The 24628-nt window shown below is 67.7% G+C and carries 16 protein-coding genes; 6 read left to right on the top strand and 10 right to left on the bottom strand.

Annotated elements, in window-relative coordinates; all coding sequences use genetic code 11:
* Position 1: 1 nt before the first annotated feature.
* The 4 genes from GYB83_RS03025 to GYB83_RS03010 all read right to left on the bottom strand — a co-directional run bounded on the left by GYB83_RS03025 (position 2) and on the right by GYB83_RS03010 (position 5168).
* Positions 2-1123 carry a PDR/VanB family oxidoreductase gene (locus tag GYB83_RS03025; RefSeq protein ID WP_161894091.1) on the bottom strand — a complete coding sequence of 374 codons (1122 nt, stop codon included), beginning with the start codon at positions 1121-1123 and terminating at the stop codon, positions 2-4.
* Between the two features lie 7 nt (positions 1124-1130).
* A complete protein-coding gene (locus GYB83_RS03020) occupies positions 1131-2045 on the bottom strand; it encodes a metal-dependent hydrolase (RefSeq protein ID WP_161894090.1) in 915 nt (304 codons plus the stop codon).
* Positions 2046-2055: 10 nt separating this feature from the next.
* Positions 2056-3822 carry an SDR family oxidoreductase gene (locus GYB83_RS03015; RefSeq protein ID WP_161894089.1) on the bottom strand — a complete coding sequence of 589 codons (1767 nt, stop codon included), beginning with the start codon at positions 3820-3822 and terminating at the stop codon, positions 2056-2058.
* Between the two features lie 92 nt (positions 3823-3914).
* Entirely contained in the window at positions 3915-5168 is a 1254-nt protein-coding gene (locus tag GYB83_RS03010; protein WP_161894088.1) for a pyridoxal phosphate-dependent aminotransferase, read from the bottom strand.
* Between the two features lie 57 nt (positions 5169-5225).
* On the opposite strand from GYB83_RS03010, the gene GYB83_RS03005 reads away from it, so the two are divergent.
* Positions 5226-6086 (top strand): exodeoxyribonuclease III, encoded by an 861-nt coding sequence (locus tag GYB83_RS03005; RefSeq protein ID WP_161894087.1) that lies wholly within the window; start codon positions 5226-5228, stop codon positions 6084-6086.
* Positions 6087-6132: 46 nt separating this feature from the next.
* Here the strand turns inward: GYB83_RS03005 and GYB83_RS03000 are convergent, their stop codons facing one another.
* On the bottom strand, positions 6133-6951 hold the full coding sequence (locus GYB83_RS03000; RefSeq protein WP_161894086.1) for a type IV toxin-antitoxin system AbiEi family antitoxin: 819 nt from the start codon (positions 6949-6951) through the stop codon (positions 6133-6135).
* Positions 6952-6991: 40 nt separating this feature from the next.
* A complete protein-coding gene (locus GYB83_RS02995) occupies positions 6992-8044 on the bottom strand; it encodes a LacI family DNA-binding transcriptional regulator (protein ID WP_161894085.1) in 1053 nt (350 codons plus the stop codon).
* 125 nt (positions 8045-8169) lie between these two features.
* Between GYB83_RS02995 and GYB83_RS02990 the strand changes: the two genes are divergently transcribed.
* Genes GYB83_RS02990 through GYB83_RS02980 form a run of 3 tightly spaced genes read left to right on the top strand, consistent with a single transcriptional unit; the run spans position 8170 to position 12274 of the window.
* Positions 8170-9597: a purine-cytosine permease family protein gene (locus tag GYB83_RS02990; protein WP_161894084.1), complete on the top strand. Its 1428-nt coding sequence runs from the start codon at positions 8170-8172 to the stop codon at positions 9595-9597.
* On the top strand, positions 9594-10676 hold the full coding sequence (locus tag GYB83_RS02985; protein ID WP_228461146.1) for a C45 family autoproteolytic acyltransferase/hydrolase: 1083 nt from the start codon (positions 9594-9596) through the stop codon (positions 10674-10676). The genes GYB83_RS02990 and GYB83_RS02985 overlap by 4 nt, the downstream gene beginning before the upstream one ends.
* On the top strand, positions 10673-12274 hold the full coding sequence (locus GYB83_RS02980) for an amidohydrolase (protein ID WP_161894083.1): 1602 nt from the start codon (positions 10673-10675) through the stop codon (positions 12272-12274). The genes GYB83_RS02985 and GYB83_RS02980 overlap by 4 nt, the downstream gene beginning before the upstream one ends.
* A gap of 110 nt (positions 12275-12384) precedes the next feature.
* Here GYB83_RS02980 and GYB83_RS02975 read toward each other — a convergent pair whose 3' ends face one another.
* The 3 genes from GYB83_RS02975 to GYB83_RS02965 form a co-directional block, all read right to left on the bottom strand.
* The gene (locus GYB83_RS02975; RefSeq protein ID WP_161894082.1) at positions 12385-14124 is read right to left on the bottom strand and encodes an Ig-like domain-containing protein; all 1740 of its coding nucleotides are present in this window, start codon (positions 14122-14124) and stop codon (positions 12385-12387) included.
* A gap of 25 nt (positions 14125-14149) precedes the next feature.
* Positions 14150-16096, bottom strand: coding sequence for an Ig-like domain-containing protein (locus GYB83_RS02970; protein ID WP_228461145.1), 1947 nt, complete (start codon positions 16094-16096; stop codon positions 14150-14152).
* Positions 16097-16568: 472 nt separating this feature from the next.
* On the bottom strand, positions 16569-19826 hold the full coding sequence (locus tag GYB83_RS02965) for a (Fe-S)-binding protein (RefSeq protein WP_161894081.1): 3258 nt from the start codon (positions 19824-19826) through the stop codon (positions 16569-16571).
* Positions 19827-20231: 405 nt separating this feature from the next.
* Here GYB83_RS02965 and GYB83_RS23500 point away from each other — a divergent pair, with 405 nt between their 5' ends.
* Both GYB83_RS23500 and GYB83_RS23495 read left to right on the top strand, forming a co-directional pair.
* Entirely contained in the window at positions 20232-21521 is a 1290-nt protein-coding gene (locus tag GYB83_RS23500) for a hypothetical protein (protein WP_228461144.1), read from the top strand.
* 352 nt (positions 21522-21873) lie between these two features.
* Complete coding sequence (locus GYB83_RS23495) at positions 21874-23160, top strand: hypothetical protein (protein ID WP_228461143.1); 1287 nt, start codon at positions 21874-21876, stop codon at positions 23158-23160.
* Between the two features lie 74 nt (positions 23161-23234).
* Here GYB83_RS23495 and GYB83_RS02950 read toward each other — a convergent pair whose 3' ends face one another.
* Positions 23235-24623, bottom strand: coding sequence for a WS/DGAT/MGAT family O-acyltransferase (locus GYB83_RS02950; RefSeq protein WP_161894080.1), 1389 nt, complete (start codon positions 24621-24623; stop codon positions 23235-23237).
* Positions 24624-24628: the final 5 nt, after the last annotated feature.

The following is a 24628-nucleotide window of genomic DNA, read 5'->3' as shown; positions in this document are numbered from 1 at the left end:
GTCAGGCGTCGATCGTCAGGGAGTCGGTCTCGCAGCGTGAGACGCAGGGGAGGAAGTAGCCGGCTTGGCGTTCGGGTTCCATGAGGCTCCCGTCGCGGTGCTCGACGACGCCGTCGGACACGTGCAGCTTGCACGTGCCGCAGAAGCCCTGCTGGCACGAGTACGGAGTGTTCGGACGCAGACGACGCAGCGCTGTCAGCACCGACTCGTCCGCCGCGACGGTCTCGGTCTCCCCGGTCGAACTCAGACGGATCTCGAACTCGGTGCCGTTCTCGATCGGCGGCGGCGAGAAGCGCTCGTAGTGCAACTCGACGTCGTCGCTGCCGACGAGGTGGACGCGGAGCGCTTCGAGCATCGGGGTGGGGCCGCAGCAGTACACGGCCAGCCCGGCGTCGCCGACATCGCCGACGAGCTCGGACATCGTCGGCAGACCGTGATCGTCGTCGGTGCGGATCTGGACGCGGTCGCCGTATCGGGCGAGTTCGCGGCGGAACGGGATCGACTCGAGCGAGCGGCCGGTGTAGACCATCGACCAGTCGAGGCCGAAACGGTCGGCGATCGCGACCATCGGCAGGATCGGAGTGATGCCGATGCCTGCGGCGATGAACCGCAACTTGCCGACGGGCGACCCGTAACCGGGCATCGCCAGCGGGAACGCATTGCGCGGGCCCTTGATGGAGATGGTGTCGCCGACCTTGAGGTCGTCGTGGACCTCCTTCGACCCGCCGCCTCCGTCGGGGATGCGCCGGACCGCGATGCGGTAGGTCGTCCGATCGCCCGGATCGCCGCACAGCGAGTACTCGCGCATGCGGCCGGACGGCAGCAGCAGGTCGAGGTGGGCTCCGGCATGCCATTCGGGAAGCACCGACCGGTCGGGTGCGGCGAACGTCAACGCGATCACGTTCTCGTCGAGCGCGACAACCTCGCGTCCGACGATCTCCAGCACCTGGACGTTGTCGTCCTCCGAGGTCTCCCGCAGCGGCTCGAGACGGCCCCAGAACGGGAACCACACCTTGCCGATACCGGTGATCATGCGCATCAGCGGATCGCGTCGCCACCGGCCGTGAAGATGCGGCGGCTCGGTGGACAACGCGGTCGTGTGCGGGTGCATCACGTGATTCATCGCCGGATCACCCCGCGCGACGAGCGCCCGGCGACGACGCCAGGTACGCGACGGCCTGAGCGGTGTCGCCGATGTCGTTCGGGTGGAAGCCGGGCTTGAAGTAGGTGGCCGTCGCCCACACGAGGCCGCCGATCTTCGGGAACAGGCCGCGACGCGACTCGACGAAGTAGTCCTTGACGTACTTCGTGTACTTGGCCGGAACGCTCATGTCGTCGTACAGCGGGTCCTGGCTGTTGATGAACCGGAACCCTCGGACCAGCAGGATCGCGAGGAACGGCATCGCCAGGGCCATCGCACGGCCGCGACGGATCGGGGTGTCGCCGAAGTAGGCCGCGGCGTCGTGCGCCACCGCCCGGTGCTCCACCTCTTCCGCCCCGTGCCAGACGAACATGTCCGCCATGTTCTTGTCGGCGCCGTTCTCGGTCCACGTGCAGTTCAACGCGAAATCGCCGAGCAGTGCCGTGTAGTGCTCGATCGCGGCGATCAGCCACAGACGCTCGATGAGATGCTTGAGGTCCTGCTCCGGCGTCTGGCCCTCACGGGGACCGAGGACCTTGCGGAAGATCCACTCCATCTGCTCCAGGTAGCCGGTGGCGTCCACGCCGTGGCGCGACAGCCAGTTCTCGACGGCCTTGTCGTGGACCTCGGCGTGCATGGCCTCCTGACCGACGAAGCCGCGCATGGCGGTGGCGAGCTTGTCGTCCTTGATCATCGGGAGCGCCTCGTTGAACGTCTCCACGAACCAGCGCTCGCCCTCGGGCAGCAGCAGGTTCAGCACCGTGATCATGTTCGACGAGACCGGCGCGTCCGGGATCCAGTGGAGCGGCGTGCCGGAGAGGTCGAACTCGACGTTGCGGGCGTGCAGTTCCACCTCGCCCGGATCGGTCTCGGGGGTGGAACGGTTGGCGTGCACAGCGGTCATCGTCTTCGTCCTATCCGTTCAGCTTCTGACGTGCGGCGATGCGCGACGCCCACGGGATGAATCGGTACACGCGGTACCCGAACTTGGCCTCCGGCGTCACCGGGACCACGGCCTTGTTGGAGACGACGGCGTCGACGATCTCCTTCGCGACCCGGTCGGGAGTGAAGTTCCGCTTCTCGTAGAAGCCGTCGATCTTCTTGCGCGTCGCCTCCTGATCGGCGGCGCCCGCGTACTCGGTGGCGTTCGTGATGTTCGTGTGGACGATGCCGGGGCAGATCGCGCTCACTCCGATGTTGTGCTCGGCCAGCTCGGCGCGCAGGCTCTCCGAGAACATGAGGACGGCGGCCTTGCTCGCCGAGTACAGGCCGAGGTCGCGAGACGGGGTGAACGCCGCGGCCGACGACAGGTTGACGATGTGGCCGCCGGTGCCTCGTGCCACCATCTGCTTGGCGAACGCGCGACTGCCGGAGATGACGCCGCGTACGTTGATGTCGAAGAGGCGCTCGATCTGCGCGTCCGACGCGTCGAGCGCTCCGCCGGCGAGGGCGATGCCCGCGTTGTTGACGACGATGTCCGGGACCCCGTGACGGGCGCGGACTGTCTCGGCGAACTCGTCGACGGCCGCGAGCTTCGAGACGTCGAGCTCGTAGACGTTGGTCAGCACGCCCTTCGCCTTGCACTCGGTGGCCGTCTCCTCGGCGCCCGCGACGTTGATGTCGGCGAGGACGACCTCACAGCCGAGTGCGGCGAGCGCGTACGCGGTCTCCCGGCCGATGCCGCTGCCCGCACCGGTGATGACGGCGAGCTTGCCGGTGAGCGGCAGGGGAGCGGTCAGCTGGCGGGCGCGGTCGATGGTGTTCGGTGCGCTCGACGTGCCGTTCTCGACGAAGTCGATGAACTCGCGCGCCGTCTCCGCGAGGTAGTCGGGGTTGGTGTACGGCAGCCAGTGGCCGGATGTGCCGCTCTTGCGCCACAGCTTCTCGGCGTGCGTGTACGTGAGGTCGAAGATGGCCGGACGCAGCGCGATGTCGCGGTCGTTGACGACCTCGAGGACGGGGACCTTCGTCGGACGCGGTTCGGGCTTGGCGAGCTTTCCGCGGATGTTGGCGCGGTACAGCTTCAGGCCGGAGATCATGTCTTCGCGCAGCGTCGGCGCGAACGAGACGTTCTCGCGCGGCGTGCCCTCGACGAAGTGCAGGAACTCGGTCCACAGCTTGTCCGAGCCGAGGGTGCGGAAGAAGGCGTCCGACACCCCGGGGACCTGGAAGAAGCCGGTGTACGCCGACGACGCCACCTGCGAGAGGGCACGGCCGATGTTGCGCGGGGTCGGCGTGGCGAGCTGAGCGCGAGCCCACTCGCCGAGGAAGTCGAGATTGGGGCCGGAGACGGACGTGAACGACTTGATGCGCCTCTCGGCGTCGGGTGTGGTCACTGCTTCCCACGTCTGCACCGAACCCCAGTCGTGGGCGACGACGTGCGCGGCTCCGCCGTCGGTGACGGCGTCGATCACCGCGAACAGGTCGTCGGCCAGACCGGGCAGCGCGTACGACGGGACGTCGGTCGGACGGTCGCTCTCGCCGAAGCCACGGGTGTCGTAGGCGAACACGCGGTAACGCTCCGCGAGCTGCGGCGCCACGTTGTCCCACAGGTGATGCGTGTCGGGCCAACCGTGCACCAGCACCACCGCCGGGCGGGTCGTGTCGGTGGTGTCGCCGTACGCGTACGTCGCGAGTCGCACGGCGCCCGCCGTGATGTCGCTGCGCTGCCAATCAGTCATGTGCCGTCTCCGATCGTGCCATTGCTCGTTGACACGGTACCACCGGTGACAGTAAAAGCGCTAGCTCTAGTTAGCGCCCGCGTTTCCGCAGGTCACTGGCGATACGAGGACAAGAAGTTGCCGATCCGCTCCACCGCATCGGTCAGATCCCGCGCCCACGGAAGAGTCACGATCCGGAAGTGCTCGGTGTCGGGCATGTTGAAGCCCGAACCCTGCACGACGAGGATCTTCTCCTGCAGGAGCAGGTCCTGCACGAACTTCTCGTCGTCGTGGATCTCGTGGACCTCCGGATCGAGCCGCGGGAACGCGTACAGGGCGCCCATCGGCTTCACACAGCTCACGCCGGGGATCTCGTTCAGCTTGTCCCACGTGACGTTGCGCTGCTCCAGCAGGCGACCGCCGGGGCGGACCAGATCGTCGATGCTCTGGTAGCCGCCGAGCGCCACCTGGATGGCGTGCTGAGCCGGGACGTTGGCGCACAGGCGCGTCGACGCGAGAATCCCCATGCCCTCGATCAGGCCGCGCGCGTGATCTTTCGGTCCCGTCATGACGACCCAGCCCGCGCGGTAACCGCACACCCGGTACGCCTTCGAGAGGCCGTTGAACGTGAAGACCAGCAGGTCGGGCGCCAGCGAGGCGACGTTGATGTGCTCGGCGTCGTCGTACAGGATCTTGTCGTAGATCTCGTCGGCCAGGATCAGCAGCGAATGCTTGCGAGCCACGTCGACCAGGCGCTGCAGCACCTCGCGCGAATAGACGGCTCCCGTCGGATTGTTCGGGTTGATCACGACGATCGCCTTGGTGTTCGGCGTGATCTTCGATTCGATGTCCTCGATCGACGGATTCCAGCCGTTGTCCTCGTCGCACTTGTAGTGCACCGGGGTGCCGCCGGACAGGGCCGTCATCGCCGTCCACAACGGATAGTCGGGGGCCGGGATCAGGACCTCGTCGCCGTTGTTCAACAGCGCCTGCATCGTCATCGTGATCAGCTCGGACACGCCGTTGCCGAGCAGGACGTCGTCGACGTCGAAGTACGGGAAGTCGCGGATCAGCTCGTAGCGGGTCACCACGGCGCGTCGCGCCGAGAGGACTCCCGCCGACTCCGAGTAGCCCTGCGAGTAGGGGAGGGCGTGGATCATGTCGCGCAGGATCACGTCCGGGGCCTCGAAACCGAACAGTGCCGGGTTGCCGATGTTCAGCTTGAGGATGCGGTGTCCCTCCGCCTCGAGGCGCGACGCGTGCGCGTGCACCGGACCGCGGATCTCGTAGCAGACGTTCTGCAGCTTCTCGGACTGCTCGAGAGTGCGCAGATTGAGGTTCTGGTGCGACACGTGGGGACGGCTCATGCGTCCATTCTGTCAGCCGCGAGCAGACGACAATGCCCGGCCGTGCATTGTTGTGGTGTGGGTTTCACTGTCGCATCGTTCAACGTCAACGGCATTCGCGCTGCTCGGCGGCGCGGGTTCGACGAGTGGCTCGCCGACCGGTCGCCCGACGTCGTGGGTCTGCAGGAGTTGCGCTGCCCGCTGTCGGAGGTCGGCGAGTTCCCCGGATACACGGCGTCGGTGGACGTCGGATCGATTTTCGGGCGCAACGGCGTCGGCCTGCTGACGCGGGTGGAGCCCGCCGCGGTGCGGTCGTGGGCCGTCGATCCCCCGAAGGCCCGCGGCCTCGGAGCCTTCGCGTCGCACGGCCGCTACATCGAAGTGGATCTGGCCGACAGGCCACTGACGGTCGCCTGCCTCTACCTGCCGAAAGGCGGTCAGCCCGCACATCTGCAGCGTCCCGGCGGGATGCGGGAGGAGATGGACGGCGGAGCCAAGTATCAGCGCAAGATGCGGTTCCTCGCCGGGTTCGCGCGCGAACTCGACCGCAATCGATTGGCCGCCGCCCGTGCGGGCCGCGACTTCACGCTCGTCGGCGACCTCAACGTGGCCCATGTGGAGCACGACGTCACGAACTGGCGGGCCGCGCGGAAGATGGAGGGCTTCCTCCCGGAGGAACGGGAGTGGTTCTCCTCGCTGCTGTCCCCGCGACGTCTCGTCGACGTGGTGAGGGCGACGCACGGTGATCGGCCGGGCCCGCTCACCTGGTGGAGTTGGCGGGGCGACTCGTTCACCAAGGACGTCGGCTGGCGAGTGGATCACCAACTGTCCTCCCCGGCCCTCGCCCGCCGCTGCGACGCCGTCTGGGTGGACAAGGAACCGTCCCCGGAGTCCCGACTCTCCGACCACGCGCCGCTGATGGTCCGCTACCGCGACTGAGGCGCGAGAACGTTGGTGACGTTATCCGGCGCAGAGCCGGAAAACGTCACCAACGTTCAGCTGCCGCGCGCCTGCGCTCGATGGCGTCGATCAGCTCCGCCATGCACCCGGCGGGATCGGTCGTCATGCGCTCCCAGGTGAAGACCAACGGCACGCACTGGACGCCGTACATCGCATTGATCCACTTCTGGTCGCGTTCCCAGCGGTCGTGTTGGTGATGCCAGCCCCAGCCGTGGATCTCCACGGCGACCCCCTCGACGACCCACGCGAAATCGCATTTGAACCCGGCGATCCAGACCTGCTGCGTCCACCCGGTGATCCCGTACTCTCGGAGAATCTTGATGAACAGTCGCTCGGCTTGCGATTCGGACAGGTCAGCTGCCGCATTCAAGAGGAACCGCGCTCGCCTCATTCCGTGAGCGCCCGAGTTCCGGTCCAAGGCCGCACGCAGGGATGCCACCGTGACGCACTTCGTCTGGAGTGCGCGGTCCATCAGCGCGATGCCGTCGTCCAACTCGGCGGATGCCTCCAGCACCGTCAGCGAGAGCGAGGTGACCTGGATGCCGCGGAAGGTGACGATGTCCTCGGACGGGTACGACCGCCGCTTCGCGTCGACGGGCGTGCCGATCTGTCGCGTCGCCCGCACGGATCGGCCGACAGCGATCTGGACGTCGACAGGTGGTTCCTTCGTCAACCCGTGCCACCATGCGGCCGAAGCGCGGTCGATGACGCCGCCGTACGCGGCGGAGACGATTCTGATCCGCGCCGCATCGCCCATCGGATGTTCCACCGAGATGAACACCGTGCGCGCCTCCCGCGACCAGAGTCCAGCGCGGACGCGCCCCTCGATCTCGCTGCCCGTCATTTCGTAACCGGCCGCTTCGGCCGCCGTTAGCCTGGAAACGTCACCAACGTTCGCCGGTCGGCCTCTCGGGCCGTGCAGTCGAGCCGCGGATCTCCAGGGTCGGGCGGAGATCGGTCTCGGGCACCGGGTGATCGGAGTGCTCCAGCATGTTGATCATCGTGATGACGGCCGCCGACGCGAGCAGATGAGGATGGAGCTGCACCGATGTGATGGCCGGTCGTGATGTGCGCGTGTGCTCGGAGTCGGAGCCGCAGGCGATCAGCACGTCGTCGGGGACGGTGAGCCCGAGGTCGGCGAGCGCCTCCATGACGCCCGCCGCCTGACGTCCGGTCATGGCGTAGACGGCGTCCGGTCGGAGGTCGTCGGCGACGTCGAACAACTCGCCGGCGGCGTTGCGGCCGCCCGCGGTTCCGTCCGATTCGGCGCGCGCGCTGATGATCGGCCGCTGCCCGTGGCGGGCGGTCCAGTCTCGGTAGGCGCGTTCGGTGTCGATGTTCCACGCGTTCTCATCCGTGCCGAGGACCACGGCGATCCGCCGAGCGCCCCGCTCGGCGAGGTGATCGAGGACGTCGAGGGTGATCGTGGTGTTGTCGAGGCTGAGCGCGTCGTCGGTGGGACCACCGGGTTCGTATCCGATGGTCAGGAGCGGAATACGTTGCGAGCGAATGAGATCGGTGAGTCGGTCGCCGTGGACGGGATCGGCGATGAGGTATCCGTCGCACAGGGACGTGTCTCCGGATCTGCCTTCGCCCGTCGGATCGGGGACGAGCATCAGTGCGTAGTCGTGCTCCAGGGCGGTGAGGGCGGCGGCGCCTGCGAAGCGGAGGAAGTAGTCGACGCCCGTCGGCAGCAGTGAGTCGAACGAGTGGAGCTGTCGGATCACCAGCCCGATGACGCCGTGCCGCGTGTTGCGCAGTCCGCGCGCGAGCGGATCGGGCCGGTAGCCGAGTTCGGCGGCCGACTCGCGAACGATCTCCTGGGTGCGTGCGGCGACGGTGCCGTTCCCGGTGAACGTGTGGGAGACGGTGGTCGCCGAAACGCCGGCTCGCCGAGCGACGTCGTGAATCGTCGGCCGGGACCGTTGACCCTTCATCGATCCGACGTTAGTCGAGGGGAGGGTCGGAGAAATCCACGTTCGACAACGTCTTGTCCAAATCGATTTGCATATCTAGCGTGATCTACACCATAGCGGGGGAACCACATGATGTTGGAGACACAATGAGCACGATTACCGAGGCAGACAAGCTGGCACCGGACGTAGACGGCGTCGGACGCATCGAAGCCCACGGCATCGACTTCATCCCCGAGAGCGAACGTCGCGGCAAGGCCCGTGATCTGTTCGCGGTGTGGGCCGCGCCCAACGTCAGCTACCTCGCCCTGGTCGTCGGCGGCGCGCTCGTCCTCATGGGCCTCCAGCTCTGGCAGGCGATCGCCGTCATCGTCGTCGGCAACCTGGTGAGCATCCCCGTCGGCGTCATCGCGGCGAGCGGAGCGGCGTCGGGCACGCCGAGCGAAGTGATCATGCGTGCCATGTTCGGAGTACACGGCAACAGGGTGAACATCGCGATCACCGGATGGCTCATCAGCGTCTGCTACCTCGCGATGAACTGGGCCGCGGCCGCGGCCACCGGATTCGCGCTCGCCGACCGGTTCGGCATCCCGGTCAACACGGTCACGAAGATCGTCATCATCGTCGCCATCGCGGCGGTGACCCTCGTGCTCGCCGTCTACGGTCACGCCACGATCGTCCGCGTCTACGTTCCGCTCACCCTGGCGCTGATCACCGTCTTCGCGATGCTCGCCTACTTCGTCATCGGTCACGCCGTCTGGTCGTACGATCCGCCGCCGTTGACCGGCGTCGAACTCTTCGGCACCCTCACCGCGGGCACCGCTCTCGTGGCGTCCGGACCGCTCTCGTACTCCAACTCGGCCGACTTCGCGCGGTACCTGCCGTCGAACACGTCCGTCGCGTCGATCACCTGGTGGACCACGATCGGCATGTTCGTTCCGAGCGTCCTGTTCACCTCGATCGGTTCGATCGCGGCGACAGCGGTCGACATGACCGACCCGCAGACCGGTCTCGAAGGCGTTCTGCCCGACTGGTTCGTGCCGGTGTTCCTCGTCGCGGTGATCGTCGGCACCGTCGCCAACAACGCGATGACCGCCTACAGCTCCGGTCTGGCCCTGCAGGCCGTCGGACTACGACTGCGACGATCGGTGAGCGTGCTGCTCGACGGCACGGTCGGGATCGCGCTCACCCTCTACGCGCTCCTGGTCTCCAACTTCATCGACACCATCAGCAACCTCATGCAGTTCATCGTGGTGGTGACCGGTCCGGTGATCGCCATCTACACGACCGACCTGGTCCTGCGCCGCAACCGGTACGACGGCCTGCAGGTGAGCGATGAGACGAGCGCGAGCCCGTTCTGGTACGTGGGCGGCGTGAATCCGGCGGGATTCGTCGCGCTGATCGTGTCGAGCGCCGCCGCGATCCTGTGCGTGAGCGCGCCCGACTTCACCGGGCCCGTCGCGTCCGCGATGAGCGACGTCGACCTGTCTCTCCCCGTCGGCATGGTGCTCGCATCGGTGATCTACGGGACGATGATGGCGTCGACGATCCGTCGCCAGATCGGTGTTGCGGCGTGAAGCGACCGCACGTCGTCGTCGACTCCGACGACCCCGCCGAGCGCGGCAGGCAGCGCGGTCGCGCACTGCGCGCGGTGATGTCGGACGCGTCAGTCGAGTACCGGCGGTTGTTCGACGCCCTCGGCGTGTCCACGGAGCAGATCGACGTCGCTGTCGCCGAGACGGCGCGGGCGTTGACCGACTGGCGCCCCGACGTCTTCGACGAGCTCGAAGGGATCGCACGGGGCGCCGAGATCGGCGTCGACGAGGTCCTCATGCTCAACGCGCGCACCGAGATCCTGACTCTCGCCCCCGCGCCGTCGCCGGAGTGCACGACCCTCGTCGTGGCGCCGGACGGCGCGGAGCCCTTCGGTATCCAGACGTGGGACTGGCACGAGGAACTGGACCCGTTCTGGCACACGTACTCGGCCTCCGGGACTCGGTTCGCGCACGTCGGGTTGAGCGAGGCGGGCGTCCTCGGCAAGATCGGCGTCAACGAGGCCGGCCTCGCCGTGCACTTCAACATCCTCGGCCATGTGGACGACGCCCCCGGCGGAGTGCCGGTGCACGTGCTGGCGGCGACCATCCTCGCCGACTGCGGTTCGGTCGAGGCCGCACTCGACCTCCTGGCTTCGGCGACGATCACCTCGTCGAGCGCGCTGACCGTCTTCGACGCGCGTAGCGCGGTGTGCGCGGAGCTGTCGCCGGGGCGCGTCGCGGACCTGACCCCGGTGGACGGCTACCTGCTTCACACGAACCACTTCCTCGACCGGGTGAACAGCATCGGCGAGAAGTGGTGGCTCGACGTTCCGGACTCGCGCGCCCGATTCGACCTCGTCCGGTCCCGACTGCCGCGCTCCGGCTCGGTCGCCGACGTCGACGCGTTGCCCGGTTGGTTGTCGTCGGGGCCCGGCGAGGCGGAACTGTGCTGCGTCCCGTCGCCGGACGCCGCTCTCGGGGCCAGATGGCGCACCCTCGCCACGGTGCGCCTGCACCCGGCGACCCGCGCGGTGTCGGTGCTCGACGGCCCGCCGACCTCCGCCGGGACCGGCGAATGGCGCCGACTGGCGGCGCCCGCGACGACGGAGGTTCTTCGATGAGCACGGTCCACTACCGGAACGGGCGTGTGTTCACGGCCGCGGACACGGGATGGGTGTCGTCGCTGATCGTCGACGGCGACACGATCGCCTACGTCGGGGACACCGACACCGCGGACACCTGGGGTGCGGATCGGACGGTCGACCTCGGCGGAGCCCTGGTGCTGCCGGCCTTCGTCGACGCTCACACTCACCTCGTGTCACTGGGCGAGTCGCTCGGGCAGGTCGACCTGGTCGACGCCGAGGATCTCGCTGACATCCAAGAACGGCTGCGGCGAGCGGTGGCCGACGCGCCGGACGCGCCGCGGATCATCGGCCGGAGCTGGCTGTACGGTGCGCTCGACGGCTCCACCCCGGACCGGCACATGATCGACGCGGCGGTCGCCGACCGGCCCGTCTACCTGACCTCGAACGACGTCCACTCGGCGTGGGTGAACACCGCGGCCCTTCGCGAACTCGGAATCGACGACGACACCCCGGATCCGATCGGCGGCGAGATCAGCAGAGACGAGTCGGGGGTCGCCGACGGAATGCTCTACGAGACGGCCGCGCTCGGCCGGATGCGCGATCATCTCGACGCGGTGACCACGGACGCCGACCGCGACGCCGCGCTCGCCGAGGCGTTCGCCCGCTACCGGGCCTCGGGGGTGGGAGCCGTCGTCGACATGTCGTTGAACCGCCCCGATCTGGAGGCGCTGGAGCGTGCCTTGGAGGCGGGCGGCGGCCGACTTCCGATCAGGGTGGCGGGACACTGGCTGATCGAGCGATCGTCCGAGCTCGAGACGAGTCTGGCTCAGGTCGCCGAGGCCGCGGCCTTGCGCGACCGACTGTCAGGCCCGTGGCTGCGGATCGTCGGCGTCAAGATCATGGTCGACGGTGTCATCGACAGCTGCACCGCGGCCATGAAGCACCCGTTCACCGACGGCAGCCATCCCGGACCCATCTGGAATGCGGACGCGCTTGCCCCCGTCGTCGCCGCGGCCGATGCGGCGGGCCTGCAGGTCGCCATGCACGCGATCGGCGACGAGGCGTCCGACATCGCACTCGACGCCGTCGAGCATGCGATCGAGGTGAACGGCGACATCCCGAGACGCCATCGGCTGGAGCACCTGGAGACCGTCACCGAGGCGAATGTGACTCGGCTCGCGCGGCTCGGTCTCGTCGCATCGATGCAACCGGTGCACTGTGACCCGGCGATCCAGGAACAGTGGCGGGCGGTGCTCGGCGACGATCGGGCCGACCGCGGCTATCCGTGGCCGGAGTTCGGTGCGGCAGGCGCCGTCGTGGCGTTCGGGACGGATGCGCCGACGGCTCCGTATCCTCCGCTGCCGAACATGTACATCGCGTCGACGAGAAGGTCCGCGCTGGTGGACGGACTGGAACCGAATCTGCCGAAGTATGCGCTCCCGTTGGCGGAGGCGATCGTGCACGGGACGGCGGACGCGGCGTACTCGTGCCGCTGGGACGACACGATCGGCAGCCTGGTGCCGGGGATGTCGGCGGACTTCGTGGTGCTCGAACGGGACCCGTTCATCGACGGCGTCGACACGCTGTTGACCGCGGCGGTGGCCCACACGTACGTGGCCGGCAGGCCTGACTGACTGTAACGCGGCCGAGCGCCACCAGCGTTTCCGGTGGAGAACGGCGACGGCCCCGAACACTCTCGTAGGAGTGTTCGGGGCCGCCGTTGTCGGGGCCTACCTCGGAGGGGTCAGCTGCCGAAGATGTTGCCGAGCGATCCGGTGCCCGGATCGGTGGGCGTGCCGGGATCCTCGCCGCCCGGGACCTTCAGGGTCTCGGGATCGGACGCGGAGTCGATGAACCCGTTGTCGCCCGTGAACTGGGCGCTGATCGCGAACTCTCCGCCGGTCGCGAAGGTCGTGGTCAGGGTGGCGACTCCGTTGACGACACGGACCGGACGGCCGATCGGCTTGTCACCGATCTTGAACTGCACGGTGCCGTTGGCGTTCGACGGATCGACGGTGGCCTTCAGGGTGACCGACTCGCCCTTGTTCACGGTGCCGACCGGCGACAACGTGGTCGTCGTCTGGACGGCAGCCGCCGGGGCAGCGGTGACGCTGACCGGGAACATCGGGGCGACCGAACCCGCGACGCCCGCACGACCCGAGTAGCGGGCCAGCACGCGGTGCGTGCCGGGAGTCGTGAACTTGTACGGAGCCACTGCGGTGCCGTCCGAGCCGACCTCGGCGGTCGGGCCGGAAGCGCCGTCCACGGTGAACGTCACGGTGCCGCCCTGGATTGCAGGGGTGACCTGCGCGGTCAGGTTGACGTCCTCGTCGACGTACGCGTCGTTCGGGCCCGTGGTGCGAACCGATGTGGTGACGTCGTCGGTCGTGACCTTGATCGTCTTGGTGCTCGACGTGGAGCCCTCGAAACCGTTCGTGCCGGAGAAGACGGCCTTCACGTCGAAGTCGCCGTCGGTCTCGAACTTGTGCTCGATCGACGCCTTGCCGTTCTCGACGTCGACCGGCGCGCCGAGATCGTCGCCGTTCAGCGAGAACTGGACGGTGCCGCCGTTCGCGGCAGGTGCGATGTTCGCGGTCAGCGTGGCGGTGTCGCCGTTCTTGACCGTCGAGGGCACGGCGAGCGTCGTCGTCGTCTGCTTGTCGGCTTCGGTGATGTTCACCGTCGCGAGCGGGCCCGCGCCGTTGTTCAGCGGATCACCCGCACCGGTGCGCGGCGTGCACTGCGCGGGCGCCCAGATGGTGCCGACGAGCGGCGCGCTCGCCTTCGGGAGGAGCGTGATCGGGTTCTTGTCGTTGCCGAACGTGCCCGCGTCGCCCGCGGTGCGGAGCTTCAGGTTGATGGCGCCCGATGTGCCTGCCTTCAGACGCGCCTTGACCTGCGGGAGCTTGAACGTGGTTGACGCGCTGCTGCCGCCGACGTTCTTGGCGACGATACCGCCCGACGAGTTCTTGCTCGACGACGGACCGTTGCCGATGACCTGGTTGTTGCCCGACAGGCGCAGGATGGTGCCGTTGGGATCGACCGTGCCCGCCTCGTTGACGCGCAGCATGTTCGGCGCGGTGCCGCTCAGGCCGATCGAGGTGCCGGGGACGACTTCACCGCTGAGGTAGGTGGCGTTGTCGGGCATCATGACGTCGATCTTGATGCGCGACGACTCCTCGATCGTGGCCGTGATGCCCGATGCGGTGATGCCGTTCGGGATCGTGATCGGCGGCGGCGAGATGAGGACGTCGAACTCGTCGCCCGCATTGACCGTGGCGGGGGCGTCGACGGTGATCTGAGCGCCCGGGTTGCCGATGTTCTGCGGTCCGCCCGCGAGCGATGACGACGGGGTCGCCAGGCACATCACGTCGAACGTTGTTGTTGTGGTTTCAGCGTTGGCGACGGGAACGGTCGGGAGGACCGTCAGCCCGGCGGCGGTAGCTGCGCCGATCGCGAGGATCCGGCGTGCTGACTTCTTCACGAAGATCTCCTAGAGAAGTGGGGTGTCAGTTGCCGAGGAGGCCGCTGAGGGAGCCGGTGTCGAGGGAGCCGTTGCCGCCCGGGTCGACCGGGGTGGACGCGGTGGTCACCTTGATGATGGTCGGACCCGACTCGGAGGCGCGGTTGTCGTCGTCGCCCAGGTACTCGGCGGTGACGGCGTAGGTGCCCTCCTCGGTGAACGTGTGGGTCAGCGTTGCGACGCCGTTCACGATGGCGACAGGGGCGCCGAGCTCCTGGGTGCCGGCGCGGAACTGGACCGATCCGCCCGCGGTGCCGGGATCGACGGTCGCGGTGAACGTGACGGTCTTGCCGACGTTCGGTGCACCCTGAACCGACAGCTTGGTGCTGGTGTTCGTGCGGGTGTCGGGATTCTTCACGGTGACATTGCGAGGAGCGGACACGTCCGATGCGGCGAAGCCGTCCGCGCCGAGGAACTTGGCGGTCACGGCAGCCGTACCTGCGGTGGTGAAGGTGTGGGCCAGAACTGCCACGCCGTCGGCGGTGCCGACGTTCGCCTCACCGACCGAGTTGCCGTCGACGAAGAACTCGACCTTGCCGCCGTCCGGGATCGGGCGGACGGTCGCACGCAGCGAGGTGGACTCGCCGGTCACCGCGTCCATCGGGTCGATGACGACGGCGGTGGTCGCGAAGTCGGCGTCCTTGACGGTCACGGTCTTGGCGTCGGACTCGGAGTCGGCGAAGTGCCCGGTGGCGTTGAAGACGGCCTTGATGTGATGCGTCCCGGCCTCGTCGTACTTGCGGTCCAGGGTGGCCTTGCCGTTGACGACTGGCACCGGTGCGCCGAGGTCGTCGTCGCCGTCCTTGAACTGGACGGTGCCGGTCGCGTCATCGGGATCGATGTTCGCGGTGTACGTGACCTCTTCGCCGACGCGCGCGGTCGCCGGGGCGTCGAGGGCGGTGGTCGTCGCGGACTTGACGACGACGGTCTTCACGCCGGAGGTCGCGTCGCGGAAACCGGGGTCGGCGGTGAACACGGCCTTGATGTCGTGATCGCCACGTGTGGTGAACGTGTGGTCGAGGGTGGCGACACCGCCCGTCACGGTGATCGGCGAACCGATGTTGTCGTCGCCGTCCTTGAACTGGACCTTGCCCTCGGCGTTGTCGGGATCGAGGTTCGCCTTGAGGGTCACTTCCTGGCCGGCGCCCGCGTTGTCGGGGACGTCGAGGGTGACGGTGGTACGGACGGCCGGGTCGACCACTTCGGTGCTCGACAGCGCGCCGCGTCCGTTTCCTGCTGCGACACAGTACGAAGCGGTCTTGTCGACGACATTGCGGGTGTCGCCGAAGCTGATGCTGGTCTCGTCGACCTTGATCGCCGCGGTCTCGGCACCGGTGCGGATGCCCGTCGTGATGTGGGTGCCCTCGGTCATCGGCGCCTTGACGACGATGGCGATCTGCGGGGTCTTCCACTGGACGTTCTTCGCGACCTGCAGGCCCTTGCCCGGGTCGTTGTCCTTGCCGTTGGGGCCGTTGTTGATCGTGAGGTGGCCGTCGCCGGTCATGCGAAGATACTGGCCGTTCGCGTCGACCTGGCCTGCGGCGTTCACGCGGAACAGCGTCGGAGTCTGGCCGCCGAGGCCGACGGCGGTGCCCGCGACCAACTGTGCCGAGACGACTGTCGCGTTGTCGGGGACCTTGAAGTCGTACTTCAGTCGGCCGATGGCGGCGTCGGGCATGACGAGCGGGCCGGCCTGCATCTTGATGGTGAACTGTTCACCCGGTGCGACGGTCGCCGGCGCGCTCACGACCATGGTGTCGTTGTAGTTCGACGTCCAGTCGCTGAACGAGCCGTCGACGGCGCAGGCGTGCGTGAAGGTTGTGGTCGTGACGATGTCGGCCGCCGATGCGGTCGGCGTCGGCGCGAAGGCGACGAGTGAACCGACCGCGGTGGCGATCGTCGCGGCTGTGGCCGCGCTTCTCCGGCTGAGCATGATTCGTTTTCCCCTTAGATCGTTGCGACGAACGACAGCACGACAGCGAACTGCTGTTGATCGATTGCTCAGGAAAACGTAAGCCATCGCCTAAGAACGAGTGTTGCGCGTGTGACTGGTGTTGCCAATCGACTCAAGCGTGTGCCAAGCGGCCATAAGTAGGCACACAATCCACCTTCTGAGTGCCTTGAGTCACAACTCCGCTACCTGAATCGTGTAGCTCGAACGGACGAATCATGTTTCGAGAGACTCGGCGGTTCGGGCGTGGGACGAAATTCAGCAAAGCGGTCCCGGATTCTCGGTCGGTCGAGCACGGTGTCCCGAATATGGGCCTTCAAGTGCGGGAACGCCAGGAAGATGTGCCAACCTCAGATCTGTTCGGTGGCACGAAAACGTCGCTTTTCTTAAGATGCGGGGGAAGAAGAACGGCCCGGAAGCTTTCGCTTCCGGGCCGTTCTCGCGGTCGAACCGTCTACTTCGCGCCGGGGCGTTTCTTGCCTGCGGCGATGCCGAAGCCCTTCGCCTTCGATGCACCGGTCTCCGTGATCGTCCGCGAGTCCGCGGTCGGAGCGGCCTGCGGTTCCTCAGCGGCCGGGGCCTCGACGTCGGACTCGGCCTCGACGGCCGGAGCGGGAGTCGCGGCAGCGGGTGGTTCCTGAGCTCCGCCGAGGGGCTTCGGGGCGCCGGGCTTCTTGGCGCCGGGCTTCTTCAAGCCGCCCGCCATGCCGAATCCCTTGGCCTTGCCTTCGGTGCCCTCGGTGACTGCGGCGACCGAGGTCGGCTCGGCCTCAGCGACCGGAGCGGCTTCGGCCGGGGCCTCAGCAGCCGGGGCCTCGGCGGCCGGAGCCGCGGTGGCTGCCGGAGCAACGGCGCCGGGCTTCTTGGCGCCGGGCTTCTTCAGCCCGCCTGCCATGCCGAATCCCTTGGCCTTGCCCTCGGTGCCCGACGTGACCTCGGCGACTGCGGCGGCCTCAGCGGGCGGAGCTGCGGGAGCGACCTCAGTGGCGGGAGCAGCAGCTGCCGGAGCAGCGGTGCCGGGCTTCTTGGCGCCGGGCTTCTTCAAGCCGCCTGCCATGCCGAATCCCTTGGCCTTGCCCTCGGTGGCCGCGGTCGCGGTCTCGGCGGGAGCCGCGGCGGGCGTGGCCGGAGCGGCAGTGCCGCCGGGCTTGGGAGCGCCGCCGGGCTTCTTGAGGCCGCCGGGCTTCTTCATTCCGCCGCCCATCGCGAGACCACCGGCGGCAGGAGCCGCAGGTGCAGCAGCGGGAGCCGCGGCGCCGCCGGGCTTGGGGGCGCCGCCGGGCTTCTTGAGGCCGCCGGGCTTCTTCAGGCCGCCTGCCGGAGCCAGACCACCGGCGGCCGGAGCTGCTGCGGCGGGCTTCGCAGCGGCAGGCTTGGCGGCCGGGGCCGCAACAGCAGCGGGCACGGTTGCGGGGGCCGCCACGGGGATCGGGCCGAGGAAGTTTCCTCCGCGCTTCACCTCCTGGCGACCGCGGTTCACGCCCTCGAGCAGCATCTGCGCGACGTCGATCACCTCGACCTTGCCCTCGTCCTCGGTGCCGCTCAGCTGGGCGGTCACACCGTCGGTGAGCATCACGCGGCAGAACGGGCAGCCGGTCGCGATCTTCTTGGTCGTCTCGCCTGCGGGTGCAGCGGTGAGCGTGTCGAGCGCTTCGTCGACGCGGTCGACGTTGATGCGCTTGCCGATCTGCTCTTCCATCCACATGCGGGCACCGCCCGCGCCACAGCACATCGACCGCTCGCCGTGGCGAGGCATCTCGGTGAGTTCGCCGCCCGCGGCATCCATCAGTTCGCGCGGGGCGTCGTACACCTTGTTGTGACGTCCCAGGTAGCAGGGGTCGTGGTAGGTGACGGCTTCGCCGCCGCCGATCGGGGCCACCGGAACCAGACGCTTCTCGCGGACCAGGCGGTTCAGCAGCTGCGTGTGGTGGACCACCTCGTACTCGCCGCCCACCTGCGGGTACTCGTTGCCGAGCGCGTTGAAACAGTGCGCACAGGTGACGACGATCTTCTTGCGCTGCGTCGGCGCGGTCGCGAACAGCTCGTTGAACGTCTCGATGTTCTGCTGCGCCAGCATCTGGAACAGGAACTCGTTGCCCGCGCGACGAGCGGAGTCGCCGGTACAGGTCTCGCCCTCGCCGAGGACGAGGAAGTCGACGGCGGCGATGTCGAGGAGTTCGGCGACGGCCTTCGTCGTCTTCTTCGCACGGTCCTCATAGGCGCCTGCGCAGCCGACCCAGAACAGGTACTCGTAACCCTCGAACGACTCGACGTCCTTGCCGTAGACCGGGATGTCGATGTCGATCTCATCGATCCACGCGGTGCGCGCCGACGAGTTCTGGCCCCACGGGTTGCCCTTGTTCTCGAGGTTCTTGAACATGCCCGCGAGCTCGGACGGGAAGTCCGACTCGATGAGGACCTGGTAGCGGCGCATGTCGATGAAGTGGTCGACGTGCTCGATGTCGACCGGGCACTGCTCGACGCACGCGCCGCACGTGGTGCAGCTCCACAGGGCCTCGACGTCGATGACGGCGCCGGCCGGATCGCCGCCGAGCGATTCGCCGACCAGCTTGCGCTCGGACTCCAGACGTGCGGCCTCCGGGATCGCGGCGAGCTTCGCCTCGTCGACGTTGCCGTCGGCGTCCACCAGGCCGATCTCCTCGCCGCCGACGTCCTTGCGTCCACCGGCGAACAGGTACGGGGCCTTCGCCTGACCGTGATCGCGGAGCGACATGATCATCAGCTTCGGCGACAGGGGCTTGCCGGTGTTCCAGGCGGGGCACTGGCTCTGGCAGCGACCACATTCGGTACAGGTCGTGAAGTCGAGCCAGCCCTTCCAACTGAAGTCCTCGATCTTGCCCGCGCCGAACGCGTCGACGTCGGGGTCGGCCGTCTCCATGTCCAGGACCTTGCCCTGGCTCATCATCGGCTTTGCGGCGCCGAGGGCGACACCGCCGTCCGACTCACGCTTGAAGAAGATGTTGGGGAACGCGGCGAAGCGGTGCCATGCGACGCCCCAGTCGATGTTCAGACCGACGACGGCGAGCCAGATCATGCCCGACATCAGCTTCACGACCGCGGCCGCGGTGACGGCGTACACGGAGATGCCGTCGAAGAGCTGCGCGAAGTAGTGGGTGAAGAACGACGTCCAGATCGGCGGGTTCTCGATGCCCGACGCGATCTTGAAGGTCTTCACGAAGATCATGCCGAGGCCCTCGATGAGGACGACGAGTTCGACGAAGTACGCGGCGCCGAAGCGCGACCCCGAGAAGCGCGACAGGCGGCCCGGCAGCCTCGGATGGTTCAGCTGGCGGATGATGATCATCGCCGTGATACCGATCACCGTGCCGAGTCCGAGGACCTCATCGGCGAAGATGTAGATGTGCCACGCGCCGAAGATCGGCCAGTGGAACTCGGGGTCGAAGATCTGTCCGTAGGCCTCGAACCAGAAGATCGCACCGATCAGGAAGCCGAACATCACCAGCCAGTGGGCCCAGCCGACGGTGCGGAACTTGACCATCCGGGTGTGCGCGACGAATTCCTTCATCATCGTCACGAGGCGCTTGCCGGGGTAGGCGAACCGTCCCGAATCGACCTTCTGACCTTGGGCGATGGTCCGGACCATCGTGAACACACCGCGCAGGAACAGCGCCCAGCAGACGAGGCTGATCAATGCGGCGATCGTTCCGATGGTGACGGTCGTCGTCGTCATGGGAAGTACCGGCCTTTCTCCAGGAAAGTACTACGACTCGTCGTGGGCGGCCGATGCTCACGACGATGTCGACAATTTTCTTCAGGTAACCGTAAGGCTTCGGGCCCGTTCGGCGCCGCCAAGGTTTACCTAACTTCCCTGGTTGCAACGGGTTCCAGAACCTCGTGCCCATATGTTACTTATCGGTAACTTGAACTGCCAAGGGGTGGCGAGATGTGCCGGACGCCTCGAGAGTGCAATTCAGTGCCAGGTTTGCCGGTGTGACGATGTCTTTACTGTCGCTTTGCATTCATTTGTTCGGCCGACACCGCGGCCGGTTGTAGCGTCCGCTGAGACGGGTATCACTACGGCCTTGAGGAATGGCTCAGGTCATATGCCATCGACGCCCGAGGAAGTGAGTCACCAGTGAAGAAGTCCCTCCTCCGATCCGCCGTCGCGGCAACCGCTGTGTCGGCGATGATCGGCTTCTCGATTTCACCCGTGCACGCGGCCGCCGCCGAGCCGGTCCCGGACCCGTTCCCGACGTCGTGCGTGCCCGGCGACGCCGAGGTCAAGTCCGGTGAAGGCTGGACCGCGGACTGCACCAAGGCGTCGCCGTCCGTGGTGGCTTCTGTCGCCGATTCGATTCTCGCGATAGTCGCGCCCGACCTCGGCATCAAGTTGGCCGACATGAACCGCGCGATCGCGCTCAACATCCTCGGCTTCCTCCCGGGCAACGCGTCGATCGCCGGAGACGGCTTCACCATGGCCGTCGGCGCGGGCGGCGACGCCCATGCCAATGCGCCGAGCGCCTTGAGCGGTGCCATCGCACTCGGGCTCATGCAGGGCACCGCGAACGCGAACGCCTCCTTCGGCGGCCTCGCACTCGCGACCTCGCTCGGCGCCGACGCGGTCGCCAACGCCAAGGCCCTGCCGGGAGGTGTCGCCATCGCCGTCGGTTCGGGCAAGAACGTCGACGCGGTCGCCTTGGGAGGCATCACCACCGCGGTCTCGGGCGTCGTCGACGACAAGGACGCCGCCTACGCCTACTGCACCGCGCTGTACGGCACCGCGTCGGTGACCGACGACAAGGGCAAGAACGTCGACAACTGCACCAGCGTCATGTTCATCTTCCAGAAGTCGCAGAAGGGTGACGGTCCGGTCGTCTACGCGATCAAGAACCCGTTCTCCGCACAGCTCGCGGCGCCGCTCGCCCTACTCGCGCCGTTCCTGGAACTCGGTGCGTCGTTGGGCATGGATCTTCCGATCCCGGCCGAGGCTCTCGGCCTGATCAAGACGGGGTTCGTCCCGTACTTCTCCGAGGACCTGTTCCGTGTGGTGATGACGGATCAGGGGCCGAAGTTCGAGAGTGATCTGTTCAAGCCGAAGGCTCCCGCCGAGGAGGCTCCGAAGGCCGATGCCGCACCCGTCGTCGCGGCGAAGGCCGATGCGGATCCCGCCCTGGCGGCCGCCGTTGCCGAGGAAGACGAGGCTCCCGCGGTGACGACCACGCCGTCCGCTGACGTGACGCCTGTGGTCGAGGCTCCCGCTACGAACGCTCCCGCGACCGAGGTTCCCGCCACCGAGGCTCCGGTCGCCGACGAGCCTGCCGAGACGACCGCCGCGCAGGCCCCGGCGGCCGACGCGTCCTCGGACGCGGCTCTTGCGGACGATGCTCCGGCAGCAGACGAGCCGGTGGTCGACGCGGCTGCCTGACAGTTCTAGAAACGTTGGTGACGTTTTCCGGTCTCGGCGACGGAAACGTCACCAACGTTTCTTGTCTCTATCCGTCTGTCGTTCGTTCGCTGGACATTTGCTTGGCGTGGGAAGCTGTGGCCTGCGGGTATAGCGATGCGGCCGATATCGATACTTCGACGCCGCCGCGGCCGACGACTGACTCGGTGGCACGATTTTGATCACACTCGGCTGCTGTTGTGCCGTGGTTCACATCATGTCGAGGGGCTGCCTACTCGTCAGTAGGTTTCGGGTTTAGCGTCGGGGTCGATCGCATCCCCACTTCGTGCGATCTCCGTGTTCCGGACAAGAACTCCTCCCAGAAAGAGTTGACGTGAAAAAGTCGACATTCCGCAAAGCGCTCGTCGCAGGCTTCGCCACCGCGACCCTCGCCACCGGAGCCCTGGTCCCGGTCGCCCCCGCGCATGCCGCGGACGACCTCCCCACCTTCACCTGCAATCCCGGCGACGCGCCCGCGGGTGATCCCGTACTCAAGTGGTCGACCGACTGCTCCACCGCGACACCGTCCGTCATCGCGGCAGGCGCCGACGCGATCCTCGGTCTGATCGCACCCGGCATCAAGCTCGGCGATCTGAACAAGGCCATCGCGCTCCCTCTCGACCTCGGATCCCAGTGGAACCCCGACCTCCTCTTCCCCGGAAACGCCACCATCTCCGGCAGCGGCTTCGCGTCGGCGATCGGCGCAGGCGGCACCGGCATCGCGATCGCCGACTACGTCCTCAGCGGCGCGATCGGCATCGGCGGACTCGGCGGCGTCGGCCTCGCACACGCCAACCTCGGCGGCTTCGCGCTCGCCGCGGGTATCGGCGACTCCAAGGCCGACGCCGTCGCTCTCCCCGGCGGCATCGCACTGGCGGTCGGACTCGGCAACAACGTGAAGGCCGTCGCCCTCGGCGGTGTCACCGCGGCGTCCGGAAGCCTGGACGATCCGGCCTCGGTCCAGACCATCTGCACCGCCGTCTACGGTTCGGCGACCGTCACCGACCCGGCGACCGGCAAGACCCTGAGCTCGTGCACCAGCGTGATGTTCGTCTTCCAGAAGTCGCAGCAGGGCGACGGGCCGGTCGTCTACGCGATCAAGAACCCGTTGTCGCTGGCGCTCGCCAACCCGCTCAAGCTGCTCGCCGACTTCAGCTCGGTCCAGGAGTCGATGGGCATCAAACTGCCGATCCCGAAGGAGGTCATGAACCTCCTCGGCGGCAACATCATCCCGAAGTTCAATGACGACCTCATCCGCGTCGTCATGACCGACAGTGGCCCGAAGATCGAGTCGGACCTGTTCAAGGGCCTCGGCTCCACCGGCTCGTCGGAGCCCGCGCCCGTTGCGGCCACGGCTGACGTGACCCCGGCGGCCGGCGTCGCCACGAAGCCTGCGGCCCCGGAGACCCCGGCCGCGCAGGCGCCTGTCGTGGAGGCGCCCGCAACGGAGGCCCCCGCTGTGGAGACTCCCGCAGTCGAGGCGCCCGCCGTGCAGGCGCCCGTTTCGGAGGCCCCGGCAGCGGAGGTTCCCGCTGCGGAGGCCCCGGCATCGGACGCCCCGGCCGCCGATGAGGCTCCCGCTGCCGACCAGCCCGCGGTGGAGGCTCCGGCCGCCGCCTGACCGGCATCCACGAAGACCCTGCCCGGACACGTTGTCGGGCAGGGTCTTTCGGTTTCGGGCGTGTCGTCGGTGGATCAGGCCTGCGGCTCGATGGTCTCCATCTCGGCGAGGGTGGTCTCGAGATGATCGAGGATCCGCTGGAGGCGGGGGAGTTCGGCGCGGGCGCCGATGATGCCGAAGTTGGCCTTGCCTCCGACGGTGGTGACGGTGATGTTCATCGCCAGACCCTCCATCGGGATCGACACCGGGTAGCAGCCGTCGAGACGGGCGCCGTTCCAGTACAGCTCGTCGTCCGGGCCGGGGACGTTCGAGATGATCAGGTTGAAGCCGGTCGGGGTGTACTGCACGAAGCCGGGGACGGTGTTGAACGCCAGCGGCCAGATCGTCGCGGCCCCCAGCGCCAACGCCTGGAGCGGGCGCAGGCCTCGGACGGCCTTCTTCGCCGCGGCCGTCGACGCCTTGATCGCGGTGACACGGTCGGCCGTGGACTCCACATCGGTCGCCATCCGGACGGAGATGGCCGTCACCGCGTTGCCGTCGGAGTCGCCGTCCGCGTGCAGCGACACGGGCATCAACGCGACCAGCGACTCGTCGGGCAGGGCGTCGTTGTCGGCGAGATACCGGCGGAGCGCACCCGAGCACATGGCGACGACGACGTCGTTCAGCGTCATGCCCTGCGCCTTGCCGACGGCGCGGAGGCGTTCCACCGGCCAGTCCTGCGCGGCGAAACGTCGCGCCGAACCGATCGGAACGTTCAGGATGGTCTGCGGAGCCTGCTGCATCGGGGCGAAGTAGTCGCTGTCGGTGACGCCCGCGACGGCGATCTTCGCGGCGGCGGGCGCCATTCCGACGACCTGGTCGGCGACGTCGAGAACTTGCCCGGCGGCGCTGGTCAGGGACGACAGGAGTCCCTTCGGCTCGGTCGGCGCGGAACGACGGCGCTTGAGGCGCGAGTCCCAGAACGCGGTGCCTGCGCGGTCGGCCGGATCGGTCGACAGGGTGCGTTGGAGCAGCCGGAGCGCGGTGACGCCGTCGACCACGGAATGGTGGACCTTCGTGTACAGGGCGACGCGTCCGTCGGCGAGACCCTCGATGATGTGGACCTCCCACATGGGCCGACGACGGTCCAGGAGTGCGCCGTGATTCAGCGAGACGTAGCGCAGCAGGTCCCGGATGGCTCCGGGGCGCGGCAGGATGATGCGGCGCAGGTGGTAGTCGAAGTCGACGGTGTCGTCGAACGACCACGCCGTGTATCCGGCCAGCTGGGCGGGTGTCGCCGGGCGCTTGCGGAACATCGGCGCGATGTCGGTGGCGGAGGTGAACGTGGCCGCCATCTCTTCCGCGAGCTCGTCGGATGTCTGGCCCTCGCGGGGGATGAACAGCTGGAGTCCGCCGACGTGCATGGGCTGATCTCGTGTCTCGGCGACGAGGAACATCGATTCGGTGACGGGCATGTACTGCATGGCGG

Origin of the sequence: Gordonia spumicola, assembly GCF_009932475.1 — a bacterium.
GTDB classification, from domain to species: Bacteria; Actinomycetota; Actinomycetes; order Mycobacteriales; family Mycobacteriaceae; genus Gordonia; species Gordonia spumicola.
This window is presented reverse-complemented; position numbering and strand designations above follow the sequence as displayed.

What these genes read in the sequence shown, in the direction of transcription:
- GYB83_RS03025 (WP_161894091.1), bottom strand. Translation starts at nt 1,123, where the DNA reads ATGAATCACGTGATGCACCCGCACACGACCGCGTTGTCCACCGAGCCG.
- GYB83_RS03020 (WP_161894090.1), bottom strand. Translation starts at nt 2,045, where the DNA reads ATGACCGCTGTGCACGCCAACCGTTCCACCCCCGAGACCGATCCGGGC.
- GYB83_RS03015 (WP_161894089.1), bottom strand. Translation starts at nt 3,822, where the DNA reads ATGACTGATTGGCAGCGCAGCGACATCACGGCGGGCGCCGTGCGACTC.
- GYB83_RS03010 (WP_161894088.1), bottom strand. Translation starts at nt 5,168, where the DNA reads ATGAGCCGTCCCCACGTGTCGCACCAGAACCTCAATCTGCGCACTCTC.
- GYB83_RS03000 (WP_161894086.1), bottom strand. Translation starts at nt 6,951, where the DNA reads ATGACGGGCAGCGAGATCGAGGGGCGCGTCCGCGCTGGACTCTGGTCG.
- GYB83_RS02995 (WP_161894085.1), bottom strand. Translation starts at nt 8,044, where the DNA reads ATGAAGGGTCAACGGTCCCGGCCGACGATTCACGACGTCGCTCGGCGA.
- GYB83_RS02990 (WP_161894084.1), top strand. Translation starts at nt 8,170, where the DNA reads ATGAGCACGATTACCGAGGCAGACAAGCTGGCACCGGACGTAGACGGC.
- GYB83_RS02980 (WP_161894083.1), top strand. Translation starts at nt 10,673, where the DNA reads ATGAGCACGGTCCACTACCGGAACGGGCGTGTGTTCACGGCCGCGGAC.
- GYB83_RS02970 (WP_228461145.1), bottom strand. Translation starts at nt 16,096, where the DNA reads ATGCTCAGCCGGAGAAGCGCGGCCACAGCCGCGACGATCGCCACCGCG.
- GYB83_RS02965 (WP_161894081.1), bottom strand. Translation starts at nt 19,826, where the DNA reads ATGACGACGACGACCGTCACCATCGGAACGATCGCCGCATTGATCAGC.
- GYB83_RS02950 (WP_161894080.1), bottom strand. Translation starts at nt 24,623, where the DNA reads ATGCAGTACATGCCCGTCACCGAATCGATGTTCCTCGTCGCCGAGACA.